Source organism: Streptomyces fructofermentans, from assembly GCF_014651055.1.
GTDB classification, from domain to species: Bacteria; Actinomycetota; Actinomycetes; order Streptomycetales; family Streptomycetaceae; genus Streptomyces; species Streptomyces fructofermentans.
The window spans coordinates 72,349-96,832 of the sequence record NZ_BMWD01000017.1 but is presented as its reverse complement, the minus strand read 5'-3'; the positions used below and the strand labels follow the sequence as shown (position 1 = coordinate 96,832).

Genomic DNA, 24,484 nt, shown 5'->3' with positions numbered 1-24,484 from the left:
TTACGCACCCGCTCCCGCACGCGCACGCAGCAGAGCCGCGGGGGCGACGTCCTCGAGGGGCAGACCGCGGCGGGCCGCGATCTCCTCGGGACGCTGCAGGCCCTTCAGGGCCTCCACGGTCGCGTGCACGATGTTGATCGCGTTGGACGAGCCGAGCGACTTCGACAGGATGTCGTGAACGCCGGCGCACTCGAGCACCGCACGCACCGGGCCACCGGCGATGACGCCGGTACCGGGGGAAGCAGGCTTGAGCAGGACGACGCCCGCGGCCTTCTCACCCGTGATGGGGTGCGGGATGGTGCCCTGGATGCGGGGGACCTTGAAGAAGTGCTTCTTGGCCTCTTCAACACCCTTGGCGATCGCGGCCGGCACCTCCTTGGCCTTGCCGTAACCGACACCGACGGTGCCGTCACCATCGCCCACCACGACCAGCGCGGTGAAGCTGAAGCGACGACCACCCTTCACAACCTTGGCGACGCGGTTGATCGCGACAACGCGCTCAACGTACGCGGTCTTCTCGGCGGCAGCAGCGCCGCCGTCACGGCCCTTCCGGTCCCGCCGCTCGCCGCCACCGGCACCGCTTCCGCGGCGCTGGGGTCCAGCCATTGGATTACCTCTCTCTTTTTCCGCTAGCTGCGCAGCATCAATCAGTCGCTGCGCGACGGGCGACTCAGAACTTGAGTCCGGCTTCGCGGGCGGCGTCCGCCAGGGCGGCGATGCGCCCGGCGTACTGGTTGCCACCACGGTCGAAAACGACAGCCTCGACACCGGCGGCCTTGGCGCGCTCGGCGACCAGGGCGCCGACCGACTTGGCCTGCTCGGACTTGTCGCCCTCGCCACCGCGGATCGTGGTGTCCAGGGTCGACGCCGACGCCAGGGTGTGACCCTTGATGTCGTCGATGACCTGGGCCACGATGTGGCGGTTCGAACGCGTCACGACCAGGCGCGGACGCTCAGCCGTACCCGAGATGTGCTTACGGATCCGGATGTGACGACGCTTGATGGCAGCACGCTTGTAAGCGTCGCCCTTAGCAATCTTGACACCGTATGCCATGGCTTACTTACCCGCCTTTCCGACCTTGCGCCGGACGACTTCGCCCTCGTACTTGACGCCCTTGGCCTTGTACGGGTCGGGCTTGCGCAGCTTGCGGATGTTGGCCGCAACCTCGCCGACCTTCTGCTTGTCGATTCCCTCGACCGAGAAGTGAGTCGGGTTCTCGACCTTGAACGAGATGCCCTCGGGCGCCTCGACCGTGATCGAGTGGCTGTAGCCGAGCGAGAACTCCAGGTTGGAGCCCTTCGCCAGGACGCGGTAACCGACACCGCTGATTTCGAGCTTCTTCACGTAACCCGTGGTCACGCCGGTGATCATGTTCGCCACCAGCGTGCGGGACAGGCCGTGGAGGGCCTTGTTCTGACGCTCGTCGTTCGGGCGGGTGACGTTCAGAACGCCGTCCTCGCCCTTAGCGATCTCGATCGGCGCCGCGACGGTGTGGGAGAGGGTTCCCTTGGGACCCTTCACCTGCACCAGACGGCCGTCGATGGTGACGTCCACGCCGGCGGGAACCGTGATGGGGAGCTTGCCAATACGCGACATAGCTGTTTCCTCCGTTCCCTTCCGCTACCAGACGTAGGCGAGAACTTCTCCGCCTACGCCCTTCTTGCCGGCCTGCTTGTCGGTGAGGAGTCCGTGCGACGTGGAGATGATCGCCACGCCGAGGCCACCCAGCACCTTGGGCAGGGAGGTGGACTTCGCGTAAACCCGGAGACCGGGCTTGGAGATCCGCTTGATGCCCGCGATGGAGCGCTCACGGTTCGGGCCGAACTTCAGCTCGAGAACGAGGTTCTTGCCGACCTCGGCGTCCTCGACCTTCCAGCCCGTGATGAAGCCCTCCTGCTGGAGGATCTCCGCGATGTGCGACTTGATCTTGCTGTGCGGCATACCCACGGTGTCGTGGTACGCCGAGTTCGCGTTGCGCAGACGCGTAAGCATGTCTGCGATCGGATCAGTCATGGTCATGAATTGGCCTTCGGCCTCTCTCGCCGGGGTTTCCTGTATGCGCCATCCCTCTCCCCACTCAGTGGCGGGACGGGTGCGGTGCGGGGACCTACGGCGTAGTAAGTCGTACGGGCGTCAGGCGCCCAACCCTCCTAGCCTAAGCCATGGAGAGGTGGGCACCTGACCGGACCCTTTACTTACCGAGAGCCCTGGAATCCCTGAAGTACGGGACTACCAGGAGCTCTTGGTCACGCCCGGCAGCTCGCCACGGTGAGCCATCTCACGAAGGCAGACGCGGCACAGGCCGAACTTGCGGTACACGGAGTGCGGACGACCGCAGCGCTGGCAGCGCGTGTAGCCACGCACACCGAACTTGGGCTTACGAGCAGCCTTGGCAATCAGAGCCTTCTTTGCCATCTCGCTTACGCCTCCTTGAAGGGGAAGCCGAGGTGACGGAGAAGGGCGCGGCCCTCAGCGTCGTTGGTCGCCGTGGTGACCACGGTGATGTCCATACCCCGGACGCGGTCGATCTTGTCCTGGTCGATCTCGTGGAACATGACCTGCTCCGTGAGACCGAAGGTGTAGTTGCCACGGCCGTCGAACTGCTTGGGAGACAGGCCGCGGAAGTCGCGGATGCGCGGAAGCGCCAGCGACAGGGTGCGGTCCAGGAACTCCCACATGCGGTCGCCACGGAGGGTGACGTGGGCACCGATCGGCTGACCCTCACGCAGCTTGAACTGCGCGATGGACTTGCGGGCCTTGGTGACGGCCGGCTTCTGACCGGTGATGGTGGTCAGGTCACGGACGGCACCGTCCATGAGCTTCGAGTCACGGGCGGCGTCGCCGACACCCATGTTGACCACGATCTTCACGAGGCCGGGAACCTGCATGACGTTCTCGTACGAGAACTCCTCACGCAGCTTGCCCGCGATCTCCTCGCGGTACTTCGTCTTGAGACGCGGAGTGGTGGTGGTAGCCATCAGATGTCCTCACCCGTCCGCTTGGCAACGCGGATCTTGTTGCCCTCGTCGTCGAAGCGGTAACCGACACGCGTGACGACCTTGTTGCCGTCCTTCTCAACGACCAGCTGGACGTTGGAGACGTGGACGGGCGCCTCGGTCGTGACGATGCCGCCGGCCTGCGAACCGCGAGCGGTCGGACCGGCCTTGGTGTGCTTCTTGACCCGGTTGACACCCTCGACCAGGACGCGGTCCTCGCGGGGGAAGGCCGCGATGACCTTGCCCTGCTTGCCCTTGTCCTTACCGGTGATGACCTGGACCAGGTCGCCCTTCTTGATCTTCATGCTTACAGCACCTCCGGCGCGAGCGAGATGATCTTCATGAACTTCTTCTCGCGCAGCTCACGGCCGACCGGGCCGAAGATACGGGTGCCGCGAGGGTCGCCGTCGTTCTTCAGAATGACAGCGGCGTTCTCGTCGAAGCGGATGTACGAGCCGTCCGGACGGCGGCGCTCCTTGACGGTGCGAACGATGACCGCCTTGATGACGTCACCCTTCTTCACGTTGCCGCCGGGGATCGCGTCCTTGACGGTGGCGACGATCACGTCACCGATGCCCGCGTAGCGGCGACCGGAGCCACCGAGCACACGGATGCAAAGGATCTCCTTCGCACCAGTGTTGTCGGCGACACGCAGTCGCGACTCCTGCTGGATCACGTCTATCTCCTGTTTGTCTGCCGGTTCCCCCCGGGCCTGAGCCCGGAAAGCCTGGCGGAACTGGTGCCGGGCGCCCGCCCCGGACCCGGAGGTCCGGGGCGGGGCCCCCGGCAGGGGGCTTGCGGGGGCAGGGCCCCCGCAGTCTTACTTGGCCTTCTCGAGAATCTCGACGACGCGCCACCGCTTCGTGGCGGACAGCGGCCGGGTCTCCATGAGGAGGACACGGTCGCCGACGCCCGCAGCGTTCTGCTCGTCGTGGGCCTTGAGCTTGTTCGTACGGCGGATGACCTTGCCGTACAGCGCGTGCTTGACGCGGTCCTCGACGGCGACGACGACGGTCTTGTCCATCTTGTCGCTGACGACGAGACCCTCGCGGGTCTTGCGGAATCCGCGCGCCTCGGTGTTCTCAGTCACGTTGCTCTCGCTCATCAGGCGCTCTCCACCGTCTCGATGCCCAGCTCGCGCTCACGCATCAGGGTGTAGATCCGCGCGATGTCCTTGCGGACGGCCTTCAGCCGACCGTGGTTCTCGAGCTGACCGGTCGCCGCCTGGAAGCGGAGGTTGAACAGCTCTTCCTTGGCTTCGCGGAGCTTCGCGAGAAGCTCCTCGTCACCCAGTTCGCGCAGCTCGGACGCCTTGGTACCGGCCGACATCACGCTTCACCTGCCTCGCGCTTGACGATCCGGCACTTCATCGGCAGCTTGTGGGCTGCGCGAGTGAGGGCCTCACGGGCGATCTTCTCGTTGGGGTAGGACAGCTCGAACATGACCCGGCCCGGGTGCACGTTCGCGACCCACCACTCGGGCGAACCCTTACCGGAACCCATGCGGGTCTCGGCAGGCTTCTTGGTCAGCGGGCGGTCCGGGTAGATGTTGATCCAGACCTTGCCGCCACGCTTGATGTGGCGGGTCATCGCGATACGAGCCGCTTCGATCTGGCGGTTCGTCACGTACGCCGGCGTGAGGGCCTGAATGCCGTACTCGCCGAACGCGACCGTCGTACCACCCTTGGCCTGACCACGGCGCTTGGGGTGGTGCTGCTTGCGGTGCTTGACCCTACGGGGGATCAGCATGTCGGTCAGGCCTCCGTTCCGGTGCTCTCAGCCGGAGCGGCGGCGGGAGCGTCGGCCTTGGGGGCCTCGGCTGCCGGAGCCTGCTGCGGCTTGCGACCGCGACCGCCACGCTCGCCACCGCGGCCACCACGGGCCGGACGGTCGGCACCGCCACGGGCCGGGCGGTTGCCGGCACGGGCTGCAGCGTTCTCGGCGCGGACCTCGGCGATGTTCTTGACGTCGCCCTTGTAGATCCAGACCTTCACACCGATACGGCCGAAGGTCGTCTTGGCCTCGAAGAAGCCGTAGTCGACGTTCGCACGGAGCGTGTGCAGGGGCACACGGCCCTCGCGGTAGAACTCCGAGCGGGACATCTCGGCGCCGCCGAGACGGCCACCGCACTGGATCTTGATGCCCTTGGCGCCGGCCTTCATCGCCGACTGCATGCTCTTGCGCATGGCACGGCGGAAGGAGACGCGGGAGGACAGCTGCTCGGCAACGGCCTGAGCAACCAGCTGAGCGTCCGTCTCGGGGTTCTTGACCTCGAGGATGTTCAGCTGGACCTGCTTGCCCGTGAGCTTCTCGAGGTCACCGCGGATGCGGTCGGCCTCGGCGCCACGGCGGCCGATGACGATGCCGGGACGCGCGGTGTGGATGTCCACCCGCACGCGGTCACGGGTGCGCTCGATCTCAACCTTCGAGATGCCGGCGCGCTCCATGCCGGACGTCATCATCCGACGGATGGCGACGTCTTCCTTGACGTAGTCCTTGTACAGCTTGTCGGCGTACCAGCGGGACTTGAAGTCCGTGGTGATGCCGAGCCGGAACCCATGCGGGTTAACCTTCTGGCCCATTACCGGGTTCCTTCCTTGCTGCTGACGACCACGGTGATGTGGCTGGTCCGCTTGCGGATCCGGTAGGCGCGGCCCTGGGCACGCGGACGGAACCGCTTCAGGGTCGGACCCTCGTCGACGTACGCCTCGGAGATGACGAGGCTGTCGGCGTCGGTGTGGTCGTAGTTGTGTGCAGCGTTGGCAATGGCGCTGTCAAGCACCTTGCCCACGGGCACGCTCGCGGCCTGCGGGGCGAAACGCAGGACCGCCTGAGCCTCCGTGGCATCCATGCCACGGATAAGGTCCACCACGCGGCGGGCCTTCATGGGCGTAACGCGGATGTACCGCGCCTGGGCCCTGGCTTCCATGGTTGTCCTTCCAGTGTCTGTCATGGTCGATTCCACCCCGCGTTTAGCGGCGCTTCGACTTCCGGTCGTCCTTGACGTGACCCCGGAAGGTGCGCGTCGGCGAGAACTCGCCGAGCTTGTGGCCGACCATCGACTCGGTGACAAACACCGGGATGTGGATCTTGCCGTTGTGCACCGCGATCGTGTGACCGAGCATGGCCGGGATGATCATCGAGCGACGGGACCAGGTCTTGATGACGTTCTTGGTACCGGCTTCGTTCTGTACGTCCACCTTCTTGATGAGGTGTCCGTCGACGAAGGGTCCCTTCTTGAGACTGCGCGGCATCTAAACCCGCTCCTAGCGCTTCTTGTTCGTCTTGCGGCGGCGGACGATGTACTTGTTCGAAGCCTTCTTCGGCGAACGAGTACGACCCTCCTTCTGACCCCACGGGGAGACCGGGTGGCGACCACCGGAGGTCTTACCCTCACCACCACCGTGCGGGTGGTCGACCGGGTTCATCGCCACACCGCGAACGGTCGGGCGGACGCCCAGCCAGCGCTTGCGGCCGGCCTTGCCCCAGTTGATGTTGCTCTGCTCGGCGTTGCCGACCTCGCCGACGGTGGCGCGGCAGCGCACGTCGACCAGACGGATCTCACCGGACGGCATGCGGAGGTGGGCCATCTGGCCCTCCTTCGCGAGCAGCTGCACGGAGGTACCGGCGGAGCGGGCGAACTTGGCGCCGCCACCGGGACGGAGCTCGATCGCGTGGATCGTGGTACCGACCGGGATGTTGCGGAGCGCCAGGTTGTTGCCCGGCTTGATGTCGGCCCCGGGACCGTTCTCGATGCGGTCGCCCTGCGACAGGTTGCGGGGGGCGAGGATGTAGCGCTTCTCGCCGTCCGCGTAGTGAAGCAGCGCGATGCGCGCGGTGCGGTTGGGGTCGTACTCGATGTGCGCGACCTTCGCCGGCACGCCGTCCTTGTCGTGGCGACGGAAGTCGATCACTCGGTAGGCGCGCTTGTGTCCGCCACCCTGGTGGCGAACGGTCACACGACCGGCGTTGTTACGGCCGCCCTTGCTGTGCAGCGGGCGGACCAGCGACTTCTCCGGCGTGGACCGCGTGACCTCGACGAAGTCGGCGACGCTGGAGCCACGACGGCCCGGCGTAGTCGGCTTGTACTTGCGGATTCCCATTTCTCAGTCCTCGTCCGATATTCGGACCAGGGCGCTCCGTTAGGAGGCCTGGCCGAAGATGTCGATACGGTCGCCCTCAGCGAGGGTCACGATCGCGCGCTTGCTGTCAGCACGCTTGCCGAAGCCCGTCTTGGTCCGCTTGCGCTTGCCCTGACGGTTGATCGTGTTGACTCCGGTGACCTTGACCGAGAAGACCGCCTGGACGGCCTGCTTGATCTGGGTCTTGTTGGCCCGCGGGTCCACGACGAAGGTGTACTTGCCCTCGTCGAGGAGCGCGTAGCTCTTCTCGGAGACGACCGGCTTGAGGAGGACGTCACGGGGGTCCGTGAAGCTCTTGCTCAGCGGCGTCTCGACGGTGTTCTTGCCCTCGGTCTCGTGGCGCTTCGCCTTGGCGACGCGCGCGACCTTCTTGGCCTTGGCGGCCTTCGAGGCAATGCTCGGGTGACGCGTAGCCATCAGGCTTCGCTCCCTTCGGTGTCAGCGTTCCGCTCGGCGGAAGGCGCGCCAGACACGAAGGACTCGAACGCGGCCTGGGTGAAGACCACGTCGTCCGAGACGAGAACGTCGTACGTGTTCAGCTGGCCCGGCTCCAGGATGTGCACCTGGGGCAGGTTGCGCGCGGAGAGCAGCGAGGCCTCGTCCGCACGGTCGATCACCAGGAGCACGTTCTTGCGCTCCGAGATCTTGCCGAGCAGGTTCTTCGCGGCCTTCGTGGAGATCTCGCCGTCGACCACGCCGGTGACGACGTGGATGCGGTCGTTGCGGGCCCGGTCGGTGAGGGCGTGGCGCAGGGCCGCGGCCTTCATCTTCTTCGGGGTCCGCTGCGAGTAGTCACGCGGCACGGGACCGTGCACGACGCCACCACCGGCGAACTGGGGCGCGCGGGTCGAGCCCTGACGGGCGCGGCCGGTGCCCTTCTGGCGGTACGGCTTCCTGCCGCCACCGCGAACCTCGCCACGGGTCTTGGTCTTGTGCGTGCCCTGACGGGCAGCGGCCAGCTGTGCGACGACGACCTGGTGGATCAGCGGAATGCTGATCTTCTCGACGGCGAAGATCTCCGCGGGGAGCTCGACCGTCCCGGTCTTGTCGCCTGCCGGCGAAAGGATGTCAACAGTGCTCATCGGTTACCTCAGGCCCCCTTGGCCGCGGTGCGGACCAGGACGAGGCCGCCGTTCGGACCGGGAACCGCGCCCTTGATGAGCAGCAGACCCTTCTCCGCGTCAACGGCGTGGACGGTCAGGTTCTGGGTGGTGACCCGCTCGTTGCCCATGCGACCCGCCATGCGGAGGCCCTTGAACACACGGCCCGGGGTGGCGCAGCCACCGATGGAACCGGGAGAGCGGTGCTTGCGCTGGGTGCCGTGACCGGCGCCGAGGCCCTTGAAGTTGTGACGCTTCATGACACCGGCGAAGCCCTTGCCCTTGCTCTTGCCGGTCACGTCCACCTTGATACCGGCCTCGAACACCTCAGCGGTGATCTCCTGGCCGAGGATGTACTCGCTGGCGTCAGCGGTACGGATCTCGACGAGGTGGCGGCGGGGAGTGACGTCGGCCTTGGCGAAGTGGCCCTTGAGGGGCTTGTTCACCTTGCGCGGGTCGATCTCGCCGAAGGCGATCTGGACCGACTCGTAGCCGTCGATGTCGTTCGTACGCACCTGGGTCACGACGTTCGGACCGGCCTTGACGACGGTGACGGGAACAACACGGTTGTTCTCGTCCCACACCTGCGTCATGCCGAGCTTCTCGCCCAGGATGCCCTTGATCTGCTTACCCATGTCTCGGATCACCGGCCCTTAGAGCTTGATCTCGATGTCGACACCGGCCGGGAGGTCGAGTCGCATCAGAGAGTCAACGGTCTTGGGGGTCGGGTCGAGGATGTCGATCAGGCGCTTGTGCGTGCGCATCTCGAAGTGCTCGCGAGAGTCCTTGTACTTGTGCGGCGACTTGATGACGCAGTACACGTTCTTCTCAGTGGGCAGCGGCACCGGGCCCGCGACCGACGCACCAGTGCGGGTCACCGTCTCGACGATCTTCTTCGCCGAGGAGTCGATGACCTCGTGGTCGTAGGCCTTGAGCCGGATGCGGATCTTCTGTCCCGCCATGGCTACTAGTAGTCCTTTGTCTAGTAAAACGCTCCGGAACCCGGGGGTTCGCGTCCCTTCCTCCGACCCACGCGGTCGGGTGTGTCGCGCCCTCGCCGACAGAGATATCCACAGAGGATTTCCCTACCAGGGACGCGGCCCATCCCAGGACGACCGCGGAACCGGGGGTGGAACACCCACCGGGCGCCTGGTCGGTACCCCGCTGACACTTCCCGAAAGATTCCCGTACGTCCGCCCCAGCGCTGCCTCTCGGCAGTTGGGGCGACGAGTACTGTGGGACTCGCTTCCGGTCCTCCCGGCGGGAGGCGCGCAGCATCGGCACTCGACCGAGCAACCCCGCTAGTCTGCCATACGGGGCATGTCGCTGGCCAATCGAGCCGAGGATCGTACCCCCAAGGTGACGTACGTCAAACACGGACCGCCGTGACCCGGCGACCGGGCCCGTCGGCGATCAGCGCGGCAGCCCGGCGCCCGCCCCGTGCGGGTTCGGCTCGGTGGTGACCACGCGGAGCAGCTGCCAACGGGCCTCCTCCCAGCGGGCGGCGCGGTCGATCCGCGCGAGGCCGTCCCTGTCGGTGCCCGGCGAGGCCAGTTCCGCGCTCCGGCGGCCCACGTCCGACTGGGCCCGGCGCGCCACGTACTGCAGGGTCGTGTAGACCTTCCGGGCCCTGATGAGCACGCCCGCGTCCTCCAGCATCCGCCGGCAGCCGAGGTCCACGGCGGCGTCCGCGACATGGAGGGCGTCGGGGCTCCGCGGGATCCGCGCCGCGAGGGCGAGGTAGTCGCTGCGGGCCCGGAGCAGCCGCTCGGTCGCCGCGCCGCCGGCCACCGCCTCGCGGGCGGCGGCCGTGAAGTCGAGGCACAGGGCCCTCAGCGGCGGGTCGACCGTGTCGGCCAGGACCGCGACCGAGTGCTCGGCGAAGTCGAGGGCGAGGTGCGCGGCACGGACGCCGTCCACGTCCTCCAGCAGTTCGCCGAGCCTCTTCGGCAGGACGATCACTACCTGTTCCACTCCCCTCGGCCCCGGCTCATGAGCTCCAGCAGCTTCGGGGTGTCGCCGGAACCCGTGATGACCTTCGCCGGGTTGGTGATCCCGACGTGGGCGGCGGCCTCCATCGCGTTCTTCAGCTGCTGACCGGCGTTCCCGCCGCCCATCTTATGGTCGACGATGAACGCCACCAGGTCGCGCGGGTCGGACATGTCCACGGCCATGAAGTCCCCCTGGAACTTCTCGCCGTGGGTCCGGTACAGGTTCAGGTTCGGCTTGCGCGCCATCAGCGCCTTCACGAACTCCATCTCCGGCGGGCTCAACTTGTAGGCACCGCTGAGCTGTTGTCCCGGCTTGATGCGGATCGGCGCGTAAGGGGAGAGGCCGAGCGGGTCGGCCCACGTCAGCGGATCGTGGACGTACGCGACGGGGTTGGGCGCCGGCATCAGGCCGAGCGGATCGGTGGTGAGGTAGCGGCCCGTCTCGGGGTCGTAGTGCCGGTGGACGTTGTAGTGGTGGCCCGTCTCCAGGTCGTGGTACTGGCCCGGGAACCGCAGCGGTATGTACGCGCCGGCGTCGGCGTTCCACGTCGTGCGGCCCCACAGCGTCGAGGTCGCGCGCCAGACGGTCGCGCCCTCCTCGTCGAGGAGTTCGGTGGGCGTGCCGACCAGGTCGGTCACGATGGCGTGGAAGCGCGCGTCCACCTCGTCCTGCGGGGCCGAGGCGGCGGACGGCGGGGCGGCTCCCCCGGCCGGGCCGTAGCGGTCCGTCTGGGACACCGGCGCCACCCCGCCGTCGTCGTACTCCCAGGTGAGGGTCTGGGTGCCGGGCTGCCGCGCGGACGTCGCCGTCTGCTCCACCGTCGTCCCCTCGTGCCAGGTGAACCGCGTCTCCTCCAGCACGGTGCCGCCGTCCGCGGACAGGTGGACCTTGGCGATGCGGCGTCCGAACGGGTCGTGGCGGTAGTGCCACGTCGTCCCGTCGGGCACCGTGACCGAGGTCAGCCGGTCCTGGGCGTCCCACGTGTACCGCCACAGGTCGGGCCCCCGCGACAGCCTGGTGCGCCGGCGCTCCACGAGCCGCCCGGCCGCGTCGTGCGCGTCGCGGACCCGGCCGGCCGTCAGGAGGCGCGTGCCGTCGTACGTGCGGGGGCCGGTGGCGTCGGCTCCCGGGTGCTCCGACGGCCAGTGGGCCTCTGTCTGGTTGCCCGACTCGTCGTACGCGTAGGACTCCGTCCAGCCGGGCGCGCTCACCCCGGTGACCCGTCCGGCCCGGTCCAGCGTGTGGCTCCGGTCGCCGGCGGCGACGAGGGCGCCGTCCGCGCGCCAGGTGTGCTCCAGGTCCGGCAGCACCGGTCCGCGGGGCCCGGTCAGCCGCCGGGTCACGGGCCGGCCCGCGGCGTCCGGATGCCGGGACATGAGCACCCCGCGGCCCCAGCGGCGGCCCGTCTCACGCCCCGCGGCGTCGTACTCGGACGAGACCGTGCGTCCCGCGGTGCTCAGCCCGGTGCGCCGGCCCGCCGCGTCGTAGGCGTAGACGGTGCGCGCCCCGGAGGGCGTCCTGCGTTCGACGAGCTGACCGGCCGCGTCGTAGGCCAGGCTCAGCGTGCGGCCGTCGACCGTCTCGGCCGTCAGCCGCCCCACCGGGTCGTAGGCCCGGGTCAGCTCCCCGTCCGGCCACAGCGCGCGCACCAGCTGCCCGGCCGGGTCGTACCGGAAGTCCGTCGCCCGGCCGCCGGCCTCGACACGGGCGGTCCGGCCCAGCACGTCCCGGGTGTAGCGGACCACCTCCCCGAGCGCCGTGGTCCGGGAGGCGAGCCGGCCCGCGGCGTCGCGTCCGTAGCGGACGGTGCGGCCGTCGAAGTCCGACTCCGCGACGAGCTGCCCCGCCGCGTCGTACGTGTAGTCCCAGGTCAGCCCCTGCGCGTCGGTCACCCGGGTGAGCTGGAGCTGCGCGTCGTACTCGAAGCGCCGGCGCGCGCCGTCCGGCCCGGTGCGCTCCGTCAGCAGGTCGAAGTGGCCGTACGCGTAGCGCGTCCGCGCGCCCACGGCGTCGGTGTGGCTCAGGCAGTTGCCCTCGGCGTCGTAGGTCCAGGATTCGGTGGCCCCGTCCGGGCCCACGAGGCGGAGCAGATTGCCCTCGGTGGTCCACTCCCAGCAGGTCCTGGTGCCCAGCGGATCGGTCTCGGACAGGGGCCGGCCGAAGGCGTCCCGTTCGAAGCGCGTGCGGCCGCCGAGCGGATCGACCGCCTCCACCGTCAGTCCTGCCCGGTCGCAGGTCAGCCGCGTCGTCCGCCCGAGGGCGTCCGTGAACCCGGTGAGCCGCCCCTGCCCGTCGTACGCGAAACGGCTGGTGGCACCCGCCGGATCGGTGAGCGTGAGGCCGTTGCCGCGTTCGTCGTAGGTGCGGGACCAGGTGCTGCCGTCCGGCAGCACCGTCGCGGTGACCAGCCCCAGCTCGTTGTACGTCGCCCGGGTCTCCAGCCCGTCGGGGCGCCGGATCACCAGCGGGCGGCCCGCCTCGTCGTTCACGTACTCGGTGGTGCGGCCGAGCTGGTCCGTGTGGGACGTGAGGTGGTGGTGGCGGTCGTACGCCGTACGTGTGGTGTGGCCGAGCGGATCGATCTCGGCGACCACCTGGCAGGACGGGTTGACCACGAAGCGGGACACCGCGCCCTCGGCCGTGGTCAGGACCGTGACGGTGTGGCCGGGGAACTCGGGGAGGGTCCGGTCGTAGGCGAGGGTGAGCGAGAAGTGCCCGCCCTGGCCGCTCTCGGCGACGCAGCGGTCCAGTTCGTCGTACGTGTAGGAGTACGACGAGTCGTTGCGGTCGGTCCAGGAGACGACGCGTCCGCGCTCGTCGTAGCGGTAGCGCAGCGCCAGGCCCGAGGAGTTGATGTCCTCGGTGAGCAGTCCGTCCGTGTACCCGAACCGCTTGACCGTGACGTCGGAGCCGTCCGCCCCGGCACCTGCCAGATGGAGCGCGGTGACGCGGCCGTCCTCGGTGTCGATCCTGACGTGCTGCCCGGCGGAGTGCCGCACCCCCGTCGGGGCCCCGTACTCGTCGTGGTCGAAGGTGACGCGGTGCCCGTTGCGGTCGGAGATCTGCCGCAGCCTGGACACGCCGCCCGCGGGAGCCGTGAAGAGCCGCGTGTGACCCGTGTCGGTGCGGACCAGGGCGTAGCCCCCGTCGTCCAGCCGCCGCAGCGGCCAGCGGTCACCCACTGCCGGGAGCACCGGCAGATCGGGGCTCTCCGGGTGCGGGTACGGCAGGATCTGCCCGCCCTCCGTGACGTAGAGGACCCCCTCCGCGTCGATCTCCAGGTGTTCGTCGAGGGTGGAGGCCCAGCACGGGCCGAACCACCAGCCCGCCCCGTACCCCGACTCCACCCGGCGCGAGAGGACCAGCGGCAGCAGGCCGGGCAGGTCGAGGTCCGTCTGCGGCAGGTACATCTTCCCGGTCGCCAGGTCGATGGGGTCGGTCATCTTCGCCATGATCGCCCTGGCGTTGCGCGCGAAGGCGTCCTGGCCCCGGGCGAGCATGCTCCGGGCACCCTTGCCCAGACCGCGCACACCGGCGGCCATGCCCTTGAGACCGCCCCTGAGCCCCTTGAGTCCCTTGGCGAGGCCGCCGAGGGTGGTCAGGCCCTTCATGCCGGGTATGCAGTCCAACGCCGCGAACGCCACGTCCCACAGGGACGCCTGCCCCTTCGCGTACTTGCTCAGGGTGTCCGCCAGCACGATCAGCGCCGCGATCAGCACGATCGCCCCCAGGATCGGCCCACCGATGATCAGGGCGATCACACCCAGAACCGCCACCACGACCTTGCAGACGGCGACGATGGTGTCCCAGTTGTCGACGAACCAGTCCCCGACCTCCTCGTACCACCTGCGATTGCGTATCCCCGCATCCGACGCCTCGTCCAGCTTCCGCTTCGCCTCACCCGCCGCGTCCTCCCGCATCCGACGGGCATCCGCGGCCATCTTCTTCGCCGCGTCCAACGCGCCCTGCGCCGACGCCACGTCCGACCGCGCCGACGCGTGCGCGGCCCTGGCACTCTGCGCGTCCCGCGTCGCCGCCCGCACCTTCGCCTCGTCCGGCTTCGGCACATCCTTGCCCGCGCCCCTGTCCTCCTTGTACTTGTCGGCCTCCTCGCCCGCGCGAGCGACCCACGAATCGGCCGACGAGAGACGGGACGTGGCGGAGGACAGATCGGCCCGCGCCACCCGCCCATCGGCCAAGGCCTTGTCCGCCAGGGCCTGCGCACGCTCCAACTGCGGCCAGTACGCCGCCAGCGCGTCCCCCGCCAGGTCGTACGACCGCTTCAACTTCCGCAGATTCTTCGGCACACCCGAGAACTCGTCCCGGAACACCTCGGCCGTCCGGCCCGCCATCGCCAGGACGGCATCCTCCTCCGCCATCCCCTTCACCAACCGCAACGCGTCCTGCACGTCATCGGCAAACGCGTGCAGACTCCTGGCGAGCGACTTCACCCGCACCGGATCCCCCGGCGTCGGATCCCTCTCCAGATCCAGCACATGCCAGTCCGTCGGCCGATACCCCGCCACCACGCAACCCCCGTCACGCCAACACCGTCAACACCGTCATCACTGCCAACATCGTCAACTGCCGTACGTACAGGCGAATTTACAGGGAACGCACGTGCGACGCGGGTGCGGTTCCGGACCGGAACCGGGGCATGGGCGGCCCGGCGGGCCCACGCCGCCCGTTTCTCACAGGCCGGCGGCCCGAAGCCGCCGACCGGAGGCCGGGAAGCGGAATCCGGCGACCGGAGGCCGCCGGCCGCGCGTCCGGGCAACGCAAAGAGGCCCGCACGACCGAAGTCGTACGGGCCTCTTCGAAGAGCTCGCGAGGAGCTACCAGGCTGTCAAGCCAACAAGACTACTTGTTGATCTTGATGACCTGGCCGGCGCCCACGGTCCGGCCACCCTCACGGATGGCGAACTTCAGGCCCTCTTCCATGGCGACGGGCTGGATCAGCTCGACGGTCATCTCGGTGTTGTCACCGGGCATGACCATCTCCGTGCCCTCGGGGAGGGTCACAACACCGGTCACGTCAGTCGTACGGAAGTAGAACTGGGGACGGTAGTTGTTGAAGAACGGCGTGTGACGGCCACCCTCGTCCTTGGACAGGATGTACGCCTGGGCCTCGAACGAGGTGTGCGGCGTGACCGAGCCGGGCTTGATGATGACCTGGCCGCGCTCGACGTCCTCGCGCTTGATGCCACGAAGCAGCAGACCGACGTTCTCACCGGCCTGGCCCTCGTCGAGCAGCTTGCGGAACATCTCGATGCCGGTGACCGTGGTGGTGGTCTTCTCGGTCTTGATGCCGACGATGTCGACGGTCTCGTTGACCTTGAGGACACCACGCTCGATACGGCCGGTGACGACCGTGCCACGACCGGTGATCGTGAAGACGTCCTCGATGGGCATGAGGAACGGCTTGTCGACGTCACGCTCGGGCTGCGGGATGTTCTCGTCGACGGCCTTCATCAGGTCGAGGACGGTCTTGCCCCACTCCGCGTCACCCTCGAGAGCCTTGAGCGCCGAGACCTTGACGACCGGAAGGTCGTCGCCCGGGAACTCGTACTCGGAGAGCAGCTCACGGACCTCGAGCTCGACGAGCTCCAGGATCTCCTCGTCGTCCACCATGTCGGCCTTGTTCAGCGCGACGACGATGTACGGAACGCCGACCTGGCGGGCCAGGAGCACGTGCTCCTTGGTCTGCGGCATCGGGCCGTCCGTGGCGGCGACAACGAGGATGGCGCCGTCCATCTGCGCCGCACCCGTGATCATGTTCTTGATGTAGTCCGCGTGACCGGGGCAGTCAACGTGGGCGTAGTGACGCGTCTCCGTCTGGTACTCGACGTGCGCGATGGAGATCGTGATACCGCGCTGGCGCTCCTCAGGAGCCTTGTCGATCTGGTCGAAGGCCGAGGCCTCGTTCAGGTCCGGGTACGCGTCGTGCAGCACCTTGGTAATGGCGGCCGTGAGGGTCGTCTTACCGTGGTCGATGTGACCGATGGTGCCGATGTTGACGTGCGGCTTAGTCCGCTCGAACTTCGCCTTCGCCACTGGGGTCCTCCTGTGGAGTGGTTCTGTACGCCTTACTCATCGGCGCCAGGTGATCTTTGCTGGAAAGCCGGGGCCCGGGGCATTCCGCCACGGTTGCGGTGGAATGCCCCAGCAGGCTCCGGAGTCAAGCCTAAGGTGTGAACTCGATTGAGTCTTAACTCGGTGAGCTACTCGCCCTTGGCCTTCGCGATGATCTCCTCAGCGACGTTCCGGGGAACCTCGGCGTAGGAGTCGAACTGCATCGAGTAGCTTGCGCGACCCGAGGTCTTGCTGCGGAGGTCGCCGACGTAGCCGAACATCTCCGAGAGGGGCACGAGGCCCTTCACGACGCGGGCACCGGCCCGCTCCTCCATGGCCTGGATCTGACCACGGCGGGAGTTGATGTCGCCGATGACCTCACCCATGTAGTCCTCGGGCGTGGTGACCTCTACGGCCATCATCGGCTCGAGCAGTACGGGGCTGGCCTTGCGCGCGGCCTCCTTGAAGGCCTGCGAACCGGCGATCTTGAACGCCAGCTCGGAGGAGTCGACCTCGTGGTAGGCACCGTCGAGAAGCGTGACGCGGACGCCCGTCATCTCGTAGCCGGCCAGGATGCCGAACTGCATGGCCTCCTGCGCACCGGCGTCCACCGACGGGATGTACTCCCGCGGGATACGGCCACCGGTGACCTTGTTCACGAACTCGTACGACGCCTCGCCGCCCTCGATGGGCTCGATCGCGATCTGCACCTTGGCGAACTGACCGGTACCACCGGTCTGCTTCTTGTGGGTGTAGTCCACGCGCTCGACGGCCTTGCGGATCGTCTCACGGTACGCGACCTGCGGCTTACCGACGTTGGCCTCGACCTTGAACTCACGGCGCATACGGTCGACCAGCACCTCGAGGTGCAGCTCACCCATACCGCCGATGATGGTCTGGCCGGTCTCCTCGTCCGAGTGAACCTGGAAGGAGGGGTCCTCCTCCGCGAGACGCTGGATGGCGACACCCAGCTTCTCCTGGTCACCCTTGGACTTGGGCTCGATGGCGACCTGAATGACCGGCGCCGGGAAGTCCATGGACTCCAGGATGACCGGGTTCTTGTCGTCCGAAAGCGTCTCACCGGTGGTGGTCTGCTTCAGGCCCATCACGGCGACGATGTCGCCGGCGCCCACCGCCTCGATCTCCTCACGCTTGTTCGCGTGCATGCGGTAGATCTTGCCGATGCGCTCCTTCTTGCCCTTGACGGAGTTCAGCACGGCAGTGCCGGACTCCAGGCGGCCCGAGTAGACCCGGACGAAGGTGAGCTTGCCCAGGTGCGGGTCGCTCATGATCTTGAAGGCGAGGGCCGACAGCGGCTCGTCCACGGACGGCTTGCGCTTGACGACGACCTCGGGGTCCTTGACGTCGTGGCCTTCGATGGCCTCCACGTCGAGGGGGGTCGGCAGGTAGCGCACGACCGCGTCGAGCAGGGGCTGGACGCCCTTGTTCTTGAACGCGGTGCCGCAGAACACCGGGGTGACCGTGGTGTCGTTGGACTTGCCGGACGCGATGGTGATGCGACGGATCGCGGCGTACAGCTGCTCCTCGGTGGGCTCCTGGCCCTCCAGGTACAGCTCCATGATCTCTTCGTCGTTCTCCGCGACGGCCTCGATCAGCAGACCGCGGTACTCCTCGGCAGCCTCGGTGTGCGTGGCCGGGATGTCGACGACGTCGTACATCTCGCCCTTCGCCGCCTCGGCGGACCACACGAGCGCCTTCATGCGGACCAGGTCCACAACGCCCTTGAAGTCCATCTCGGCACCGATCGGGAGCTGCATGACCAGCGGCTGCGCACCCAGGCGGTCCTTGATCATGTCGACGCAGCGGTGGAACTCCGCGCCCGTGCGGTCCAGCTTGTTCACGAAGCAGATGCGCGGCACGCCGTAGCGGTCGGCCTGACGCCACACCGTCTCGGACTGCGGCTCGACACCGGCGACACCGTCGAACACCGTGACGGCACCGTCGAGGACGCGCAGCGAGCGCTCCACCTCGACCGTGAAGTCGACGTGCCCCGGGGTGTCGATGATGTTGATCGTGTAGTCGTTGTCCTCGAGCGGCCAGTGACAGGTGGTGGCAGCAGAGGTGATCGTGATGCCACGCTCCTGCTCCTGCTCCATCCAGTCCATGGTGGCGGCGCCGTCGTGGACCTCACCGATCTTGTAGCTGACGCCGGTGTAGAAGAGGATCCGCTCAGTGGTGGTCGTCTTGCCCGCGTCGATGTGGGCCATGATCCCGATGTTGCGGACCTTGGCCAGGTCAAGTGAAGTGGTAGCCATAAGGCTTCGGTCTTCTCTCGGTCTCGATGTGGGTTGCGACTACCAGCGGTAGTGCGCGAAGGCCTTGTTGGACTCGGCCATCTTGTGGGTGTCCTCGCGCTTCTTCACAGCGGCACCAAGGCCGTTGGAGGCGTCGAGAAGTTCGTTGAGCAGACGCTCGGTCATGGTCTTCTCGCGACGGGCGCGGGAGTAACCGACGAGCCAGCGCAGCGCGAGCGTGTTGGCGCGACCGGGCTTGACCTCGATCGGGACCTGGTACGTCGCACCGCCGACGCGGCGGGACTTGACCTCGAGGGTCGGCTTGATGTTCTCCAGCGCGCGCTTCAGCGTGATGACCGGGTCGTTGCCCGTCTTCTCACGCAGACCCTCCATGGCGCCGTACACGATGCGCTCGGCGGTGGAGCGCTTGCCGTTGAGCAGCACCTTGTTGATGAGGGAGGTCACCAGAGGGGAACCGTAGACCGGGTCGATGATGACCGGGCGCTTCGGGGCGGGGCCCTTACGAGGCATTTTCTACTTCTCCTTCTTGGCGCCGTAGCGGCTGCGGGCCTGCTTGCGGTTCTTGACACCCTGGGTGTCGAGCGAGCCACGGATGATCTTGTAGCGAACACCCGGCAGGTCCTTCACACGGCCGCCGCGCACGAGCACGATGGAGTGCTCCTGCAGGTTGTGTCCCTCACCCGGAATGTAAGCGGTGACTTCGATCCCGCTGGTCAGACGCACACGCGCGACCTTACGCAGGGCCGAGTTCGGCTTCTTCGGGGTGGTCGTGAACACACGCGTGCAGACGCCACGACGCTGGGGCGAACCCTCGAGCGCGGGCGTCTTGTTCTTCTCGACCTTGTCCTGCCGGCCCTTCCGGACCAGCTGCTGGATCGTAGGCACTACTTCTCCGGTTTCTGTGTGCCGAATGGTGAAGCTAACCTGGAACATCGCCGACCCACGCGGTCGGGTGTGTCGAAACTGCAGACTCCCGCCGCGAGGCGAAAATGGCGCAGAATACGGTGGCCGGTGCAGGCTTCCCGTGCGGTCGAAGGCACGCACAGAAGCCAGGGCACACCCCAGGCACAAGGTCTGAGCGTACCTACCTCATTCGCTGCGGTCAAAACAAATGGACCGCACCGGCTCCTCTGAGCGGACCATGCCAAGGCGCCGCCGCCCCCGCGAGGCCCGCCGCGGAGCCCGCCGGACCGCGCCGGCGGCCCGGGGGTGATCCTCAGCCCGCGGTGACCGCCGCTATGAGCAGCAGCGACAGCAGCAGCGCCCATCCCGCGGTGGACAGCCAGCCGAGGACGAGCCCCGTCAGCGCGAGTCCGTCGCCTGCCTCGCCCGTGCGCCGCATCTCGGCCCGCGCGGTGTGGCCGAGGATCACCGCGGGGATGCCCGTGAGCCCGGCCGTCACCAGGCAGAGCCCGCCGCAGATGGCGGACCCGATCGCCTTCTCGTTGGTCTTGTGCGCCACGGGCACCGGCGCGAAGGTCCGCGGCACGGGCAGCACGCCCGTGTGGAGGGGCATGGGGCCCTGCGGCAGGTCGGACACCAACAGAGCCAGGTCCCCAACCGTGCGGGCCGCGTACGCCCGCGCCACGCGCTTCTCGAACTCGGGCTGCTGGAGCCGGCCCTCCCCGAACCCCGCTCTCAGCACGTCCACGGCGCGCTCCCGGTCCGCGGTGGAGGCCAGCATCGACGAACCGTTCGGCTGCTGCCACGGCTGCCATGGCGACGGGTACGACACGGGAGCACCTCCCCCGGACGACTGAGTGCCTACATCATGCTCCAACGCCGCATTTGCGGCACCGGTTCCCGTACGGGCCGTTTCCCGCGCGCCGGACCGCCTCCGCCCGTGCCCGGGAACGCCGAAGGGCGGCCACCTCGCAGAGGTGACCGCCCTTCGGTCCGAGCGTGTCGAACCACTCGCCTACTGGTTGTACGGACCGTAGTCGTAGTCCTCCAGCGGAACGGCCTGGCCGGAGCCCGTGCCGAACGGCGAGTAGTCGATGTCGTCGTAGCCGACGGCCGAGTACATCGCGGCCTTGGCCTCCTCGGTCGGCTCGACCCGGATGTTGCGGTAGCGGGACAGGCCCGTACCGGCCGGGATGAGCTTACCGATGATGACGTTCTCCTTGAGGCCGATCAGGGAGTCGGACTTGGCGTTGATCGCCGCGTCCGTCAGAACCCTGGTCGTCTCCTGGAAGGACGCCGCCGACAGCCACGACTCGGTGGCGAGCGAGGCCTTGGTGATACCCATCAGCTGCGGACGGCCGGAGGCCGGGTGGCCGCCTTCCTGGACCACACGACGGTTCTCGGTCTCGAACTTCGAGCGCTCCACGAGCTCGCCGGGCAGCAGCTCGGCGTCGCCGGACTCGATGATCGTCACGCGGCGCAGCATCTGCCGGATGATGATCTCGATGTGCTTGTCGTGGATCGACACACCCTGCGAGTTGTAGACCTTCTGGACCTCGCCGACCAGGTGGACCTGGACCGCGCGCTGACCGAGGATCCGCAGCACGTCGTGCGGGTTGGTGGCACCCACGGTGAGCTTCTGGCCCACCTCGACGTGGTCGCCCTCGCCGACCAGGAGCCGGGCACGCTTCGAGATCGGGAACGCCGTCTCGTCGCTGCCGTCGTCCGGGGTGACGACGAGCTTCTTGGTCTTCTCGGTCTCCTCGATCCGCACGCGGCCGGAGGCCTCGGAGATCGGGGCGACACCCTTGGGCGTACGGGCCTCGAAGAGCTCGACGACACGGGGCAGACCCTGGGTGATGTCGTCACCGGCCACACCACCGGTGTGGAAGGTACGCATCGTCAGCTGGGTACCGGGCTCACCGATGGACTGGGCGGCGATGATGCCGACCGCCTCACCGATGTCGACCAGCTTGCCGGTGGCCAGCGAGCGGCCGTAGCACATGGCGCAGGTACCGACGGCGGACTCGCAGGTCAGGACCGAACGGGTCTTGACCTCCTCGATGCCGTGCTTGACGAGCTCGTCGATGAGGACGTCGCCGAGGTCGGTGTTGGCCGGGGCCAGCACCCGCCCGTCGACGGTGATGTCCTCGGCCAGCGCACGTGCGTACACGCTGGTCTCGACGTTCTCCGCCTTGCGCAGGACGCCGTCGGCGCCGCGCTCGGCGATCTCCAGACGCAGGCCGCGGTCGGTGCCGCAGTCCTCCTCGCGGATGATGACGTCCTGCGAGACGTCCACCAGACGACGGGTGAGGTAACCCGAGTCGGCGGTACGCAGGGCGGTGTCGGCCAGACCCTTACGGGCACCGTGCGTGGAGATGAAGTACTCCAGCACGGACAGGCCCTCACGGAAGGACGCCTTGATCGGACGGGGGATCGTCTCGTTCTTGGCGTTCGACACCAGACCACGCATACCCGCGATCTGACGCATCTGCATCATGTTTCCGCGAGCACCCGAGTTGACCATCATCGAGACCGGGTTGGTCTTCGGGAAGTTCGCGTTCATCGCCTCGGCGACCTCGTTGGTCGCCTTGGTCCAGATCGCGATGAGCTCCTGCGTGCGCTCGTCCTTGGTGATCAGACCGCGCTCGTACTGCTTCTGGACCTTCTCGTCCTGGTCCTCGTAGCCCTTGACGATCGCGCGCTTCGCGTCGGGAACGACGATGTCGGAGATGGCCACGGTGACGCCGGAACGGGTCGCCCAGTAGAAGCCGGAGGCCTTCAGGTTGTCGAGCGTCGCCGCCACGATGACCTTGGGGTACCGCTCGGCGAGGTCGTTGACGATCTCGGAGAGCTGCTTCTTGCCGACCTCGTAGTCGACGAACGGGTAGTCCTCGGGCAGCAGCTCGTTGAAGAGCGCGCGGCCCAGCGTGGTGTTCAGCCGGAAGCTGTCACCCTGCTGCCACTCCGGGTCGCCCTCCTCGCGCGCCGGCGGGGTCCAGCCGCGCGGCGGGATGGTGCCCACCGGGAAGCGGATGTCCACGCGCGACTGCAGCGAGAGCTCGCCGGCGTCGAACGCCATGATCGCCTCGGCCGCGGAGCCGAAGGACCGGCCCTCGCCCTTGACGTCCCGCAGTTCGCCGTCGGTGGTGAGGAAGAACAGACCGAGGACCATGTCCTGGGTCGGCATCGTCACCGGACGGCCGTCGGCGGGCTTGAGGATGTTGTTCGAGGACAGCATCAGGATGCGGGCCTCGGCCTGCGCCTCCGCGGAGAGCGGCAGGTGCACGGCCATCTGGTCACCGTCGAAGTCCGCGTTGAACGCGGTGCAGACGAGCGGGTGGATCTGGATGGCCTTGCCCTCGACCAGCTGCGGCTCGAAGGCCTGGATGCCGAGGCGGTGCAGGGTGGGAGCACGGTTCAGCAGAACCGGGTGCTCCGCGATGACCTCTTCGAGGACGTCGTACACGACCGTGCGGCCGCGCTCCACCATGCGCTTCGCGCTCTTGATGTTCTGCGCGTGGTTCAGGTCGACCAGGCGCTTCATCACGAACGGCTTGAAGAGCTCCAGCGCCATCGCCTTCGGCAGACCGCACTGGTGCAGCTTGAGCTGCGGACCGACGACGATCACGGAACGCGCGGAGTAGTCCACGCGCTTGCCGAGGAGGTTCTGACGGAATCGACCCTGCTTGCCCTTGAGCATGTCGCTCAGGGACTTCAGCGGGCGGTTGCCGGGACCGGTGACCGGGCGACCACGACGACCGTTGTCGAAGAGGGCGTCCACGGCCTCCTGGAGCATGCGCTTCTCGTTGTTCACGATGATCTCGGGCGCGCCGAGGTCGAGAAGCCGCTTCAGGCGGTTGTTCCGGTTGATCACACGGCGGTACAGGTCGTTCAGGTCGGAGGTCGCGAAGCGGCCACCGTCCAGCTGCACCATCGGGCGGAGGTCCGGCGGGATGACCGGCACGCAGTCGAGCACCATGCCCTTGGGGCTGTTGCTGGTCTGCAGGAACGCCGAGACGACCTTGAGGCGCTTGAGCGCGCGGGTCTTCTTCTGGCCCTTGCCGGTGCGGATGATCTCGCGGAGGCGCTCGGCCTCCTCGTCGAGGTCGAAGGACTCCAGACGCTTCTGCAGCGCCGCGGCACCCATCGAACCGTCGAAGTACGTGCCGAAGCGGTCACGCAGCTCGCGGTAGAGGAGCTCGTCGCCCTCCAGGTCCTGGACCTTGAGGTTCTTGAAGCGGGTCCACACCTCGTCGAGACGGTCGATCTCGCGCTGCGCACGGTCGCGCAGCTGCTTCATCTCACGCTCGGCGCCTTCGCGCACCTTGCGGCGCACATCGGCCTTGGCACCCTCGGCCTCGAGCTCGGCCAGGTCGGTCTCGAGCTTCTTGGCGCGGGCCTCGAGGTCGGCGTCGCGGCGGTTCTCGACCTGCTGGCGCTCGACGGAGACGTGGGCCTCCAGCGAGGGCAGGTCACGCGTGCGGCGCTCGTCGTCGACGTACGTGATCATGTACGCGGCGAAGTAGATGACCTTCTCGAGGTCCTTCGGGGCGAGGTCGAGCAGGTAGCCCAGCCGCGACGGAACGCCCTTGAAGTACCAGATGTGGGTGACGGGAGCGGCCAGTTCGATGTGGCCCATCCGCTCACGACGCACCTTGGCGCGAGTGACCTCGACGCCGCAGCGCTCGCAGATGATGCCCTTGAAGCGAACACGCTTGTACTTGCCGCAGTAGCACTCCCAGTCCCGGGTCGGACCGAAGATCTTCTCGCAGAAGAGTCCGTCCTTCTCGGGCTTGAGCGTGCGGTAGTTGATGGTCTCCGGCTTCTTGACCTCGCCGTGGGACCACTGTCGGATGTCGTCCGCGGTCGCCAGGCCGATCCGCAGCTCGTCGAAGAAGTTGACGTCGAGCACTTGTCGTCAATCCCTCTTTCGGGGTCGAGTCTCAATCATGGTCTGTACGGGTCGGGGGGCCGGCGGGGCTCCTGGGAGGAGCCCCGCC

The 24,484-nt window shown here is 67.7% G+C and carries 27 protein-coding genes; all 27 read right to left on the bottom strand.

The annotated features are described in order from the left end of the window. On the bottom strand, positions 1-606 hold the full coding sequence (rpsE, locus tag IE265_RS22860) for a 30S ribosomal protein S5 (protein ID WP_020132624.1): 606 nt from the start codon (positions 604-606) through the stop codon (positions 1-3). 64 nt (positions 607-670) lie between these two features. Continuing rightward, positions 671-1,054 (bottom strand): 50S ribosomal protein L18, encoded by a 384-nt coding sequence (rplR, locus tag IE265_RS22855; protein ID WP_190037511.1) that lies wholly within the window; start codon positions 1,052-1,054, stop codon positions 671-673. A 3-nt stretch (positions 1,055-1,057) separates the two neighbouring features. Continuing rightward, positions 1,058-1,597, bottom strand: coding sequence for a 50S ribosomal protein L6 (gene rplF / locus IE265_RS22850; protein WP_190037510.1), 540 nt, complete (start codon positions 1,595-1,597; stop codon positions 1,058-1,060). Between the two features lie 24 nt (positions 1,598-1,621). After that, positions 1,622-2,020, bottom strand: a complete 399-nt coding sequence (rpsH, locus tag IE265_RS22845) for a 30S ribosomal protein S8 (RefSeq protein ID WP_190037509.1) — start codon at positions 2,018-2,020, stop codon at positions 1,622-1,624. 210 nt (positions 2,021-2,230) lie between these two features. Further along, positions 2,231-2,416 (bottom strand): type Z 30S ribosomal protein S14, encoded by a 186-nt coding sequence (locus tag IE265_RS22840; RefSeq protein ID WP_003948630.1) that lies wholly within the window; start codon positions 2,414-2,416, stop codon positions 2,231-2,233. A gap of 5 nt (positions 2,417-2,421) precedes the next feature. Further along, positions 2,422-2,979 carry a 50S ribosomal protein L5 gene (gene rplE / locus IE265_RS22835; protein WP_190037508.1) on the bottom strand — a complete coding sequence of 186 codons (558 nt, stop codon included), beginning with the start codon at positions 2,977-2,979 and terminating at the stop codon, positions 2,422-2,424. Then, positions 2,979-3,302 carry a 50S ribosomal protein L24 gene (gene rplX, locus IE265_RS22830; RefSeq protein ID WP_052839850.1) on the bottom strand — a complete coding sequence of 108 codons (324 nt, stop codon included), beginning with the start codon at positions 3,300-3,302 and terminating at the stop codon, positions 2,979-2,981. The genes rplE and rplX overlap by 1 nt, the downstream gene beginning before the upstream one ends. A 2-nt stretch (positions 3,303-3,304) precedes the next feature. After that, positions 3,305-3,673 (bottom strand): 50S ribosomal protein L14, encoded by a 369-nt coding sequence (rplN, locus tag IE265_RS22825; protein WP_003992364.1) that lies wholly within the window; start codon positions 3,671-3,673, stop codon positions 3,305-3,307. A 144-nt stretch (positions 3,674-3,817) separates the two neighbouring features. Beyond that, positions 3,818-4,102 carry a 30S ribosomal protein S17 gene (rpsQ, locus tag IE265_RS22820; RefSeq protein WP_014674375.1) on the bottom strand — a complete coding sequence of 95 codons (285 nt, stop codon included), beginning with the start codon at positions 4,100-4,102 and terminating at the stop codon, positions 3,818-3,820. Beyond that, on the bottom strand, positions 4,102-4,326 hold the full coding sequence (gene rpmC / locus IE265_RS22815; protein WP_003998824.1) for a 50S ribosomal protein L29: 225 nt from the start codon (positions 4,324-4,326) through the stop codon (positions 4,102-4,104). Before rpmC ends, rpsQ begins: the two co-directional genes overlap by 1 nt. Next, entirely contained in the window at positions 4,326-4,745 is a 420-nt protein-coding gene (gene rplP, locus IE265_RS22810; RefSeq protein ID WP_190037507.1) for a 50S ribosomal protein L16, read from the bottom strand. Before rplP ends, rpmC begins: the two co-directional genes overlap by 1 nt. A gap of 5 nt (positions 4,746-4,750) precedes the next feature. After that, entirely contained in the window at positions 4,751-5,578 is an 828-nt protein-coding gene (gene rpsC, locus IE265_RS22805) for a 30S ribosomal protein S3 (protein WP_190037506.1), read from the bottom strand. Next, the gene (gene rplV / locus IE265_RS22800; protein WP_030619142.1) at positions 5,578-5,925 is read right to left on the bottom strand and encodes a 50S ribosomal protein L22; all 348 of its coding nucleotides are present in this window, start codon (positions 5,923-5,925) and stop codon (positions 5,578-5,580) included. The genes rpsC and rplV overlap by 1 nt, the downstream gene beginning before the upstream one ends. Positions 5,926-5,968: 43 nt before the next feature. Then, positions 5,969-6,250, bottom strand: coding sequence for a 30S ribosomal protein S19 (gene rpsS / locus IE265_RS22795; RefSeq protein WP_190037505.1), 282 nt, complete (start codon positions 6,248-6,250; stop codon positions 5,969-5,971). Between the two features lie 12 nt (positions 6,251-6,262). Next, positions 6,263-7,099 carry a 50S ribosomal protein L2 gene (rplB, locus tag IE265_RS22790; protein WP_190037504.1) on the bottom strand — a complete coding sequence of 279 codons (837 nt, stop codon included), beginning with the start codon at positions 7,097-7,099 and terminating at the stop codon, positions 6,263-6,265. Positions 7,100-7,138: 39 nt separating this feature from the next. After that, positions 7,139-7,555, bottom strand: a complete 417-nt coding sequence (gene rplW, locus IE265_RS22785) for a 50S ribosomal protein L23 (RefSeq protein WP_190037503.1) — start codon at positions 7,553-7,555, stop codon at positions 7,139-7,141. Beyond that, a complete protein-coding gene (gene rplD, locus IE265_RS22780) occupies positions 7,555-8,220 on the bottom strand; it encodes a 50S ribosomal protein L4 (protein WP_190037502.1) in 666 nt (221 codons plus the stop codon). Before rplD ends, rplW begins: the two co-directional genes overlap by 1 nt. Before the next feature lie 8 nt (positions 8,221-8,228). Continuing rightward, positions 8,229-8,873: a 50S ribosomal protein L3 gene (gene rplC / locus IE265_RS22775; RefSeq protein WP_190037501.1), complete on the bottom strand. Its 645-nt coding sequence runs from the start codon at positions 8,871-8,873 to the stop codon at positions 8,229-8,231. Positions 8,874-8,891: 18 nt separating this feature from the next. Next, positions 8,892-9,200, bottom strand: coding sequence for a 30S ribosomal protein S10 (rpsJ, locus tag IE265_RS22770; RefSeq protein WP_003948644.1), 309 nt, complete (start codon positions 9,198-9,200; stop codon positions 8,892-8,894). Between the two features lie 451 nt (positions 9,201-9,651). Next, positions 9,652-10,212: a hypothetical protein gene (locus tag IE265_RS22765; RefSeq protein ID WP_190037500.1), complete on the bottom strand. Its 561-nt coding sequence runs from the start codon at positions 10,210-10,212 to the stop codon at positions 9,652-9,654. Next, on the bottom strand, positions 10,200-14,609 hold the full coding sequence (locus tag IE265_RS22760; RefSeq protein ID WP_190037499.1) for an RHS repeat-associated core domain-containing protein: 4,410 nt from the start codon (positions 14,607-14,609) through the stop codon (positions 10,200-10,202). Before IE265_RS22760 ends, IE265_RS22765 begins: the two co-directional genes overlap by 13 nt. A gap of 481 nt (positions 14,610-15,090) precedes the next feature. Further along, entirely contained in the window at positions 15,091-16,284 is a 1,194-nt protein-coding gene (tuf, locus tag IE265_RS22755; protein WP_190037498.1) for an elongation factor Tu, read from the bottom strand. A gap of 167 nt (positions 16,285-16,451) precedes the next feature. Beyond that, positions 16,452-18,578, bottom strand: coding sequence for an elongation factor G (fusA, locus tag IE265_RS22750; RefSeq protein WP_190037497.1), 2,127 nt, complete (start codon positions 18,576-18,578; stop codon positions 16,452-16,454). A gap of 39 nt (positions 18,579-18,617) precedes the next feature. Then, positions 18,618-19,088: a 30S ribosomal protein S7 gene (rpsG, locus tag IE265_RS22745; RefSeq protein WP_003974303.1), complete on the bottom strand. Its 471-nt coding sequence runs from the start codon at positions 19,086-19,088 to the stop codon at positions 18,618-18,620. A 3-nt stretch (positions 19,089-19,091) separates the two neighbouring features. Then, complete coding sequence (gene rpsL, locus IE265_RS22740; protein WP_003948652.1) at positions 19,092-19,463, bottom strand: 30S ribosomal protein S12; 372 nt, start codon at positions 19,461-19,463, stop codon at positions 19,092-19,094. Positions 19,464-19,794: 331 nt separating this feature from the next. Continuing rightward, positions 19,795-20,313 carry a DUF1707 and DUF4190 domain-containing protein gene (locus IE265_RS22735; protein WP_229916405.1) on the bottom strand — a complete coding sequence of 173 codons (519 nt, stop codon included), beginning with the start codon at positions 20,311-20,313 and terminating at the stop codon, positions 19,795-19,797. A 183-nt stretch (positions 20,314-20,496) separates the two neighbouring features. Beyond that, complete coding sequence (locus IE265_RS22730; protein WP_190037496.1) at positions 20,497-24,396, bottom strand: DNA-directed RNA polymerase subunit beta'; 3,900 nt, start codon at positions 24,394-24,396, stop codon at positions 20,497-20,499. Between the last annotated feature and the right edge of the window lie 88 nt (positions 24,397-24,484).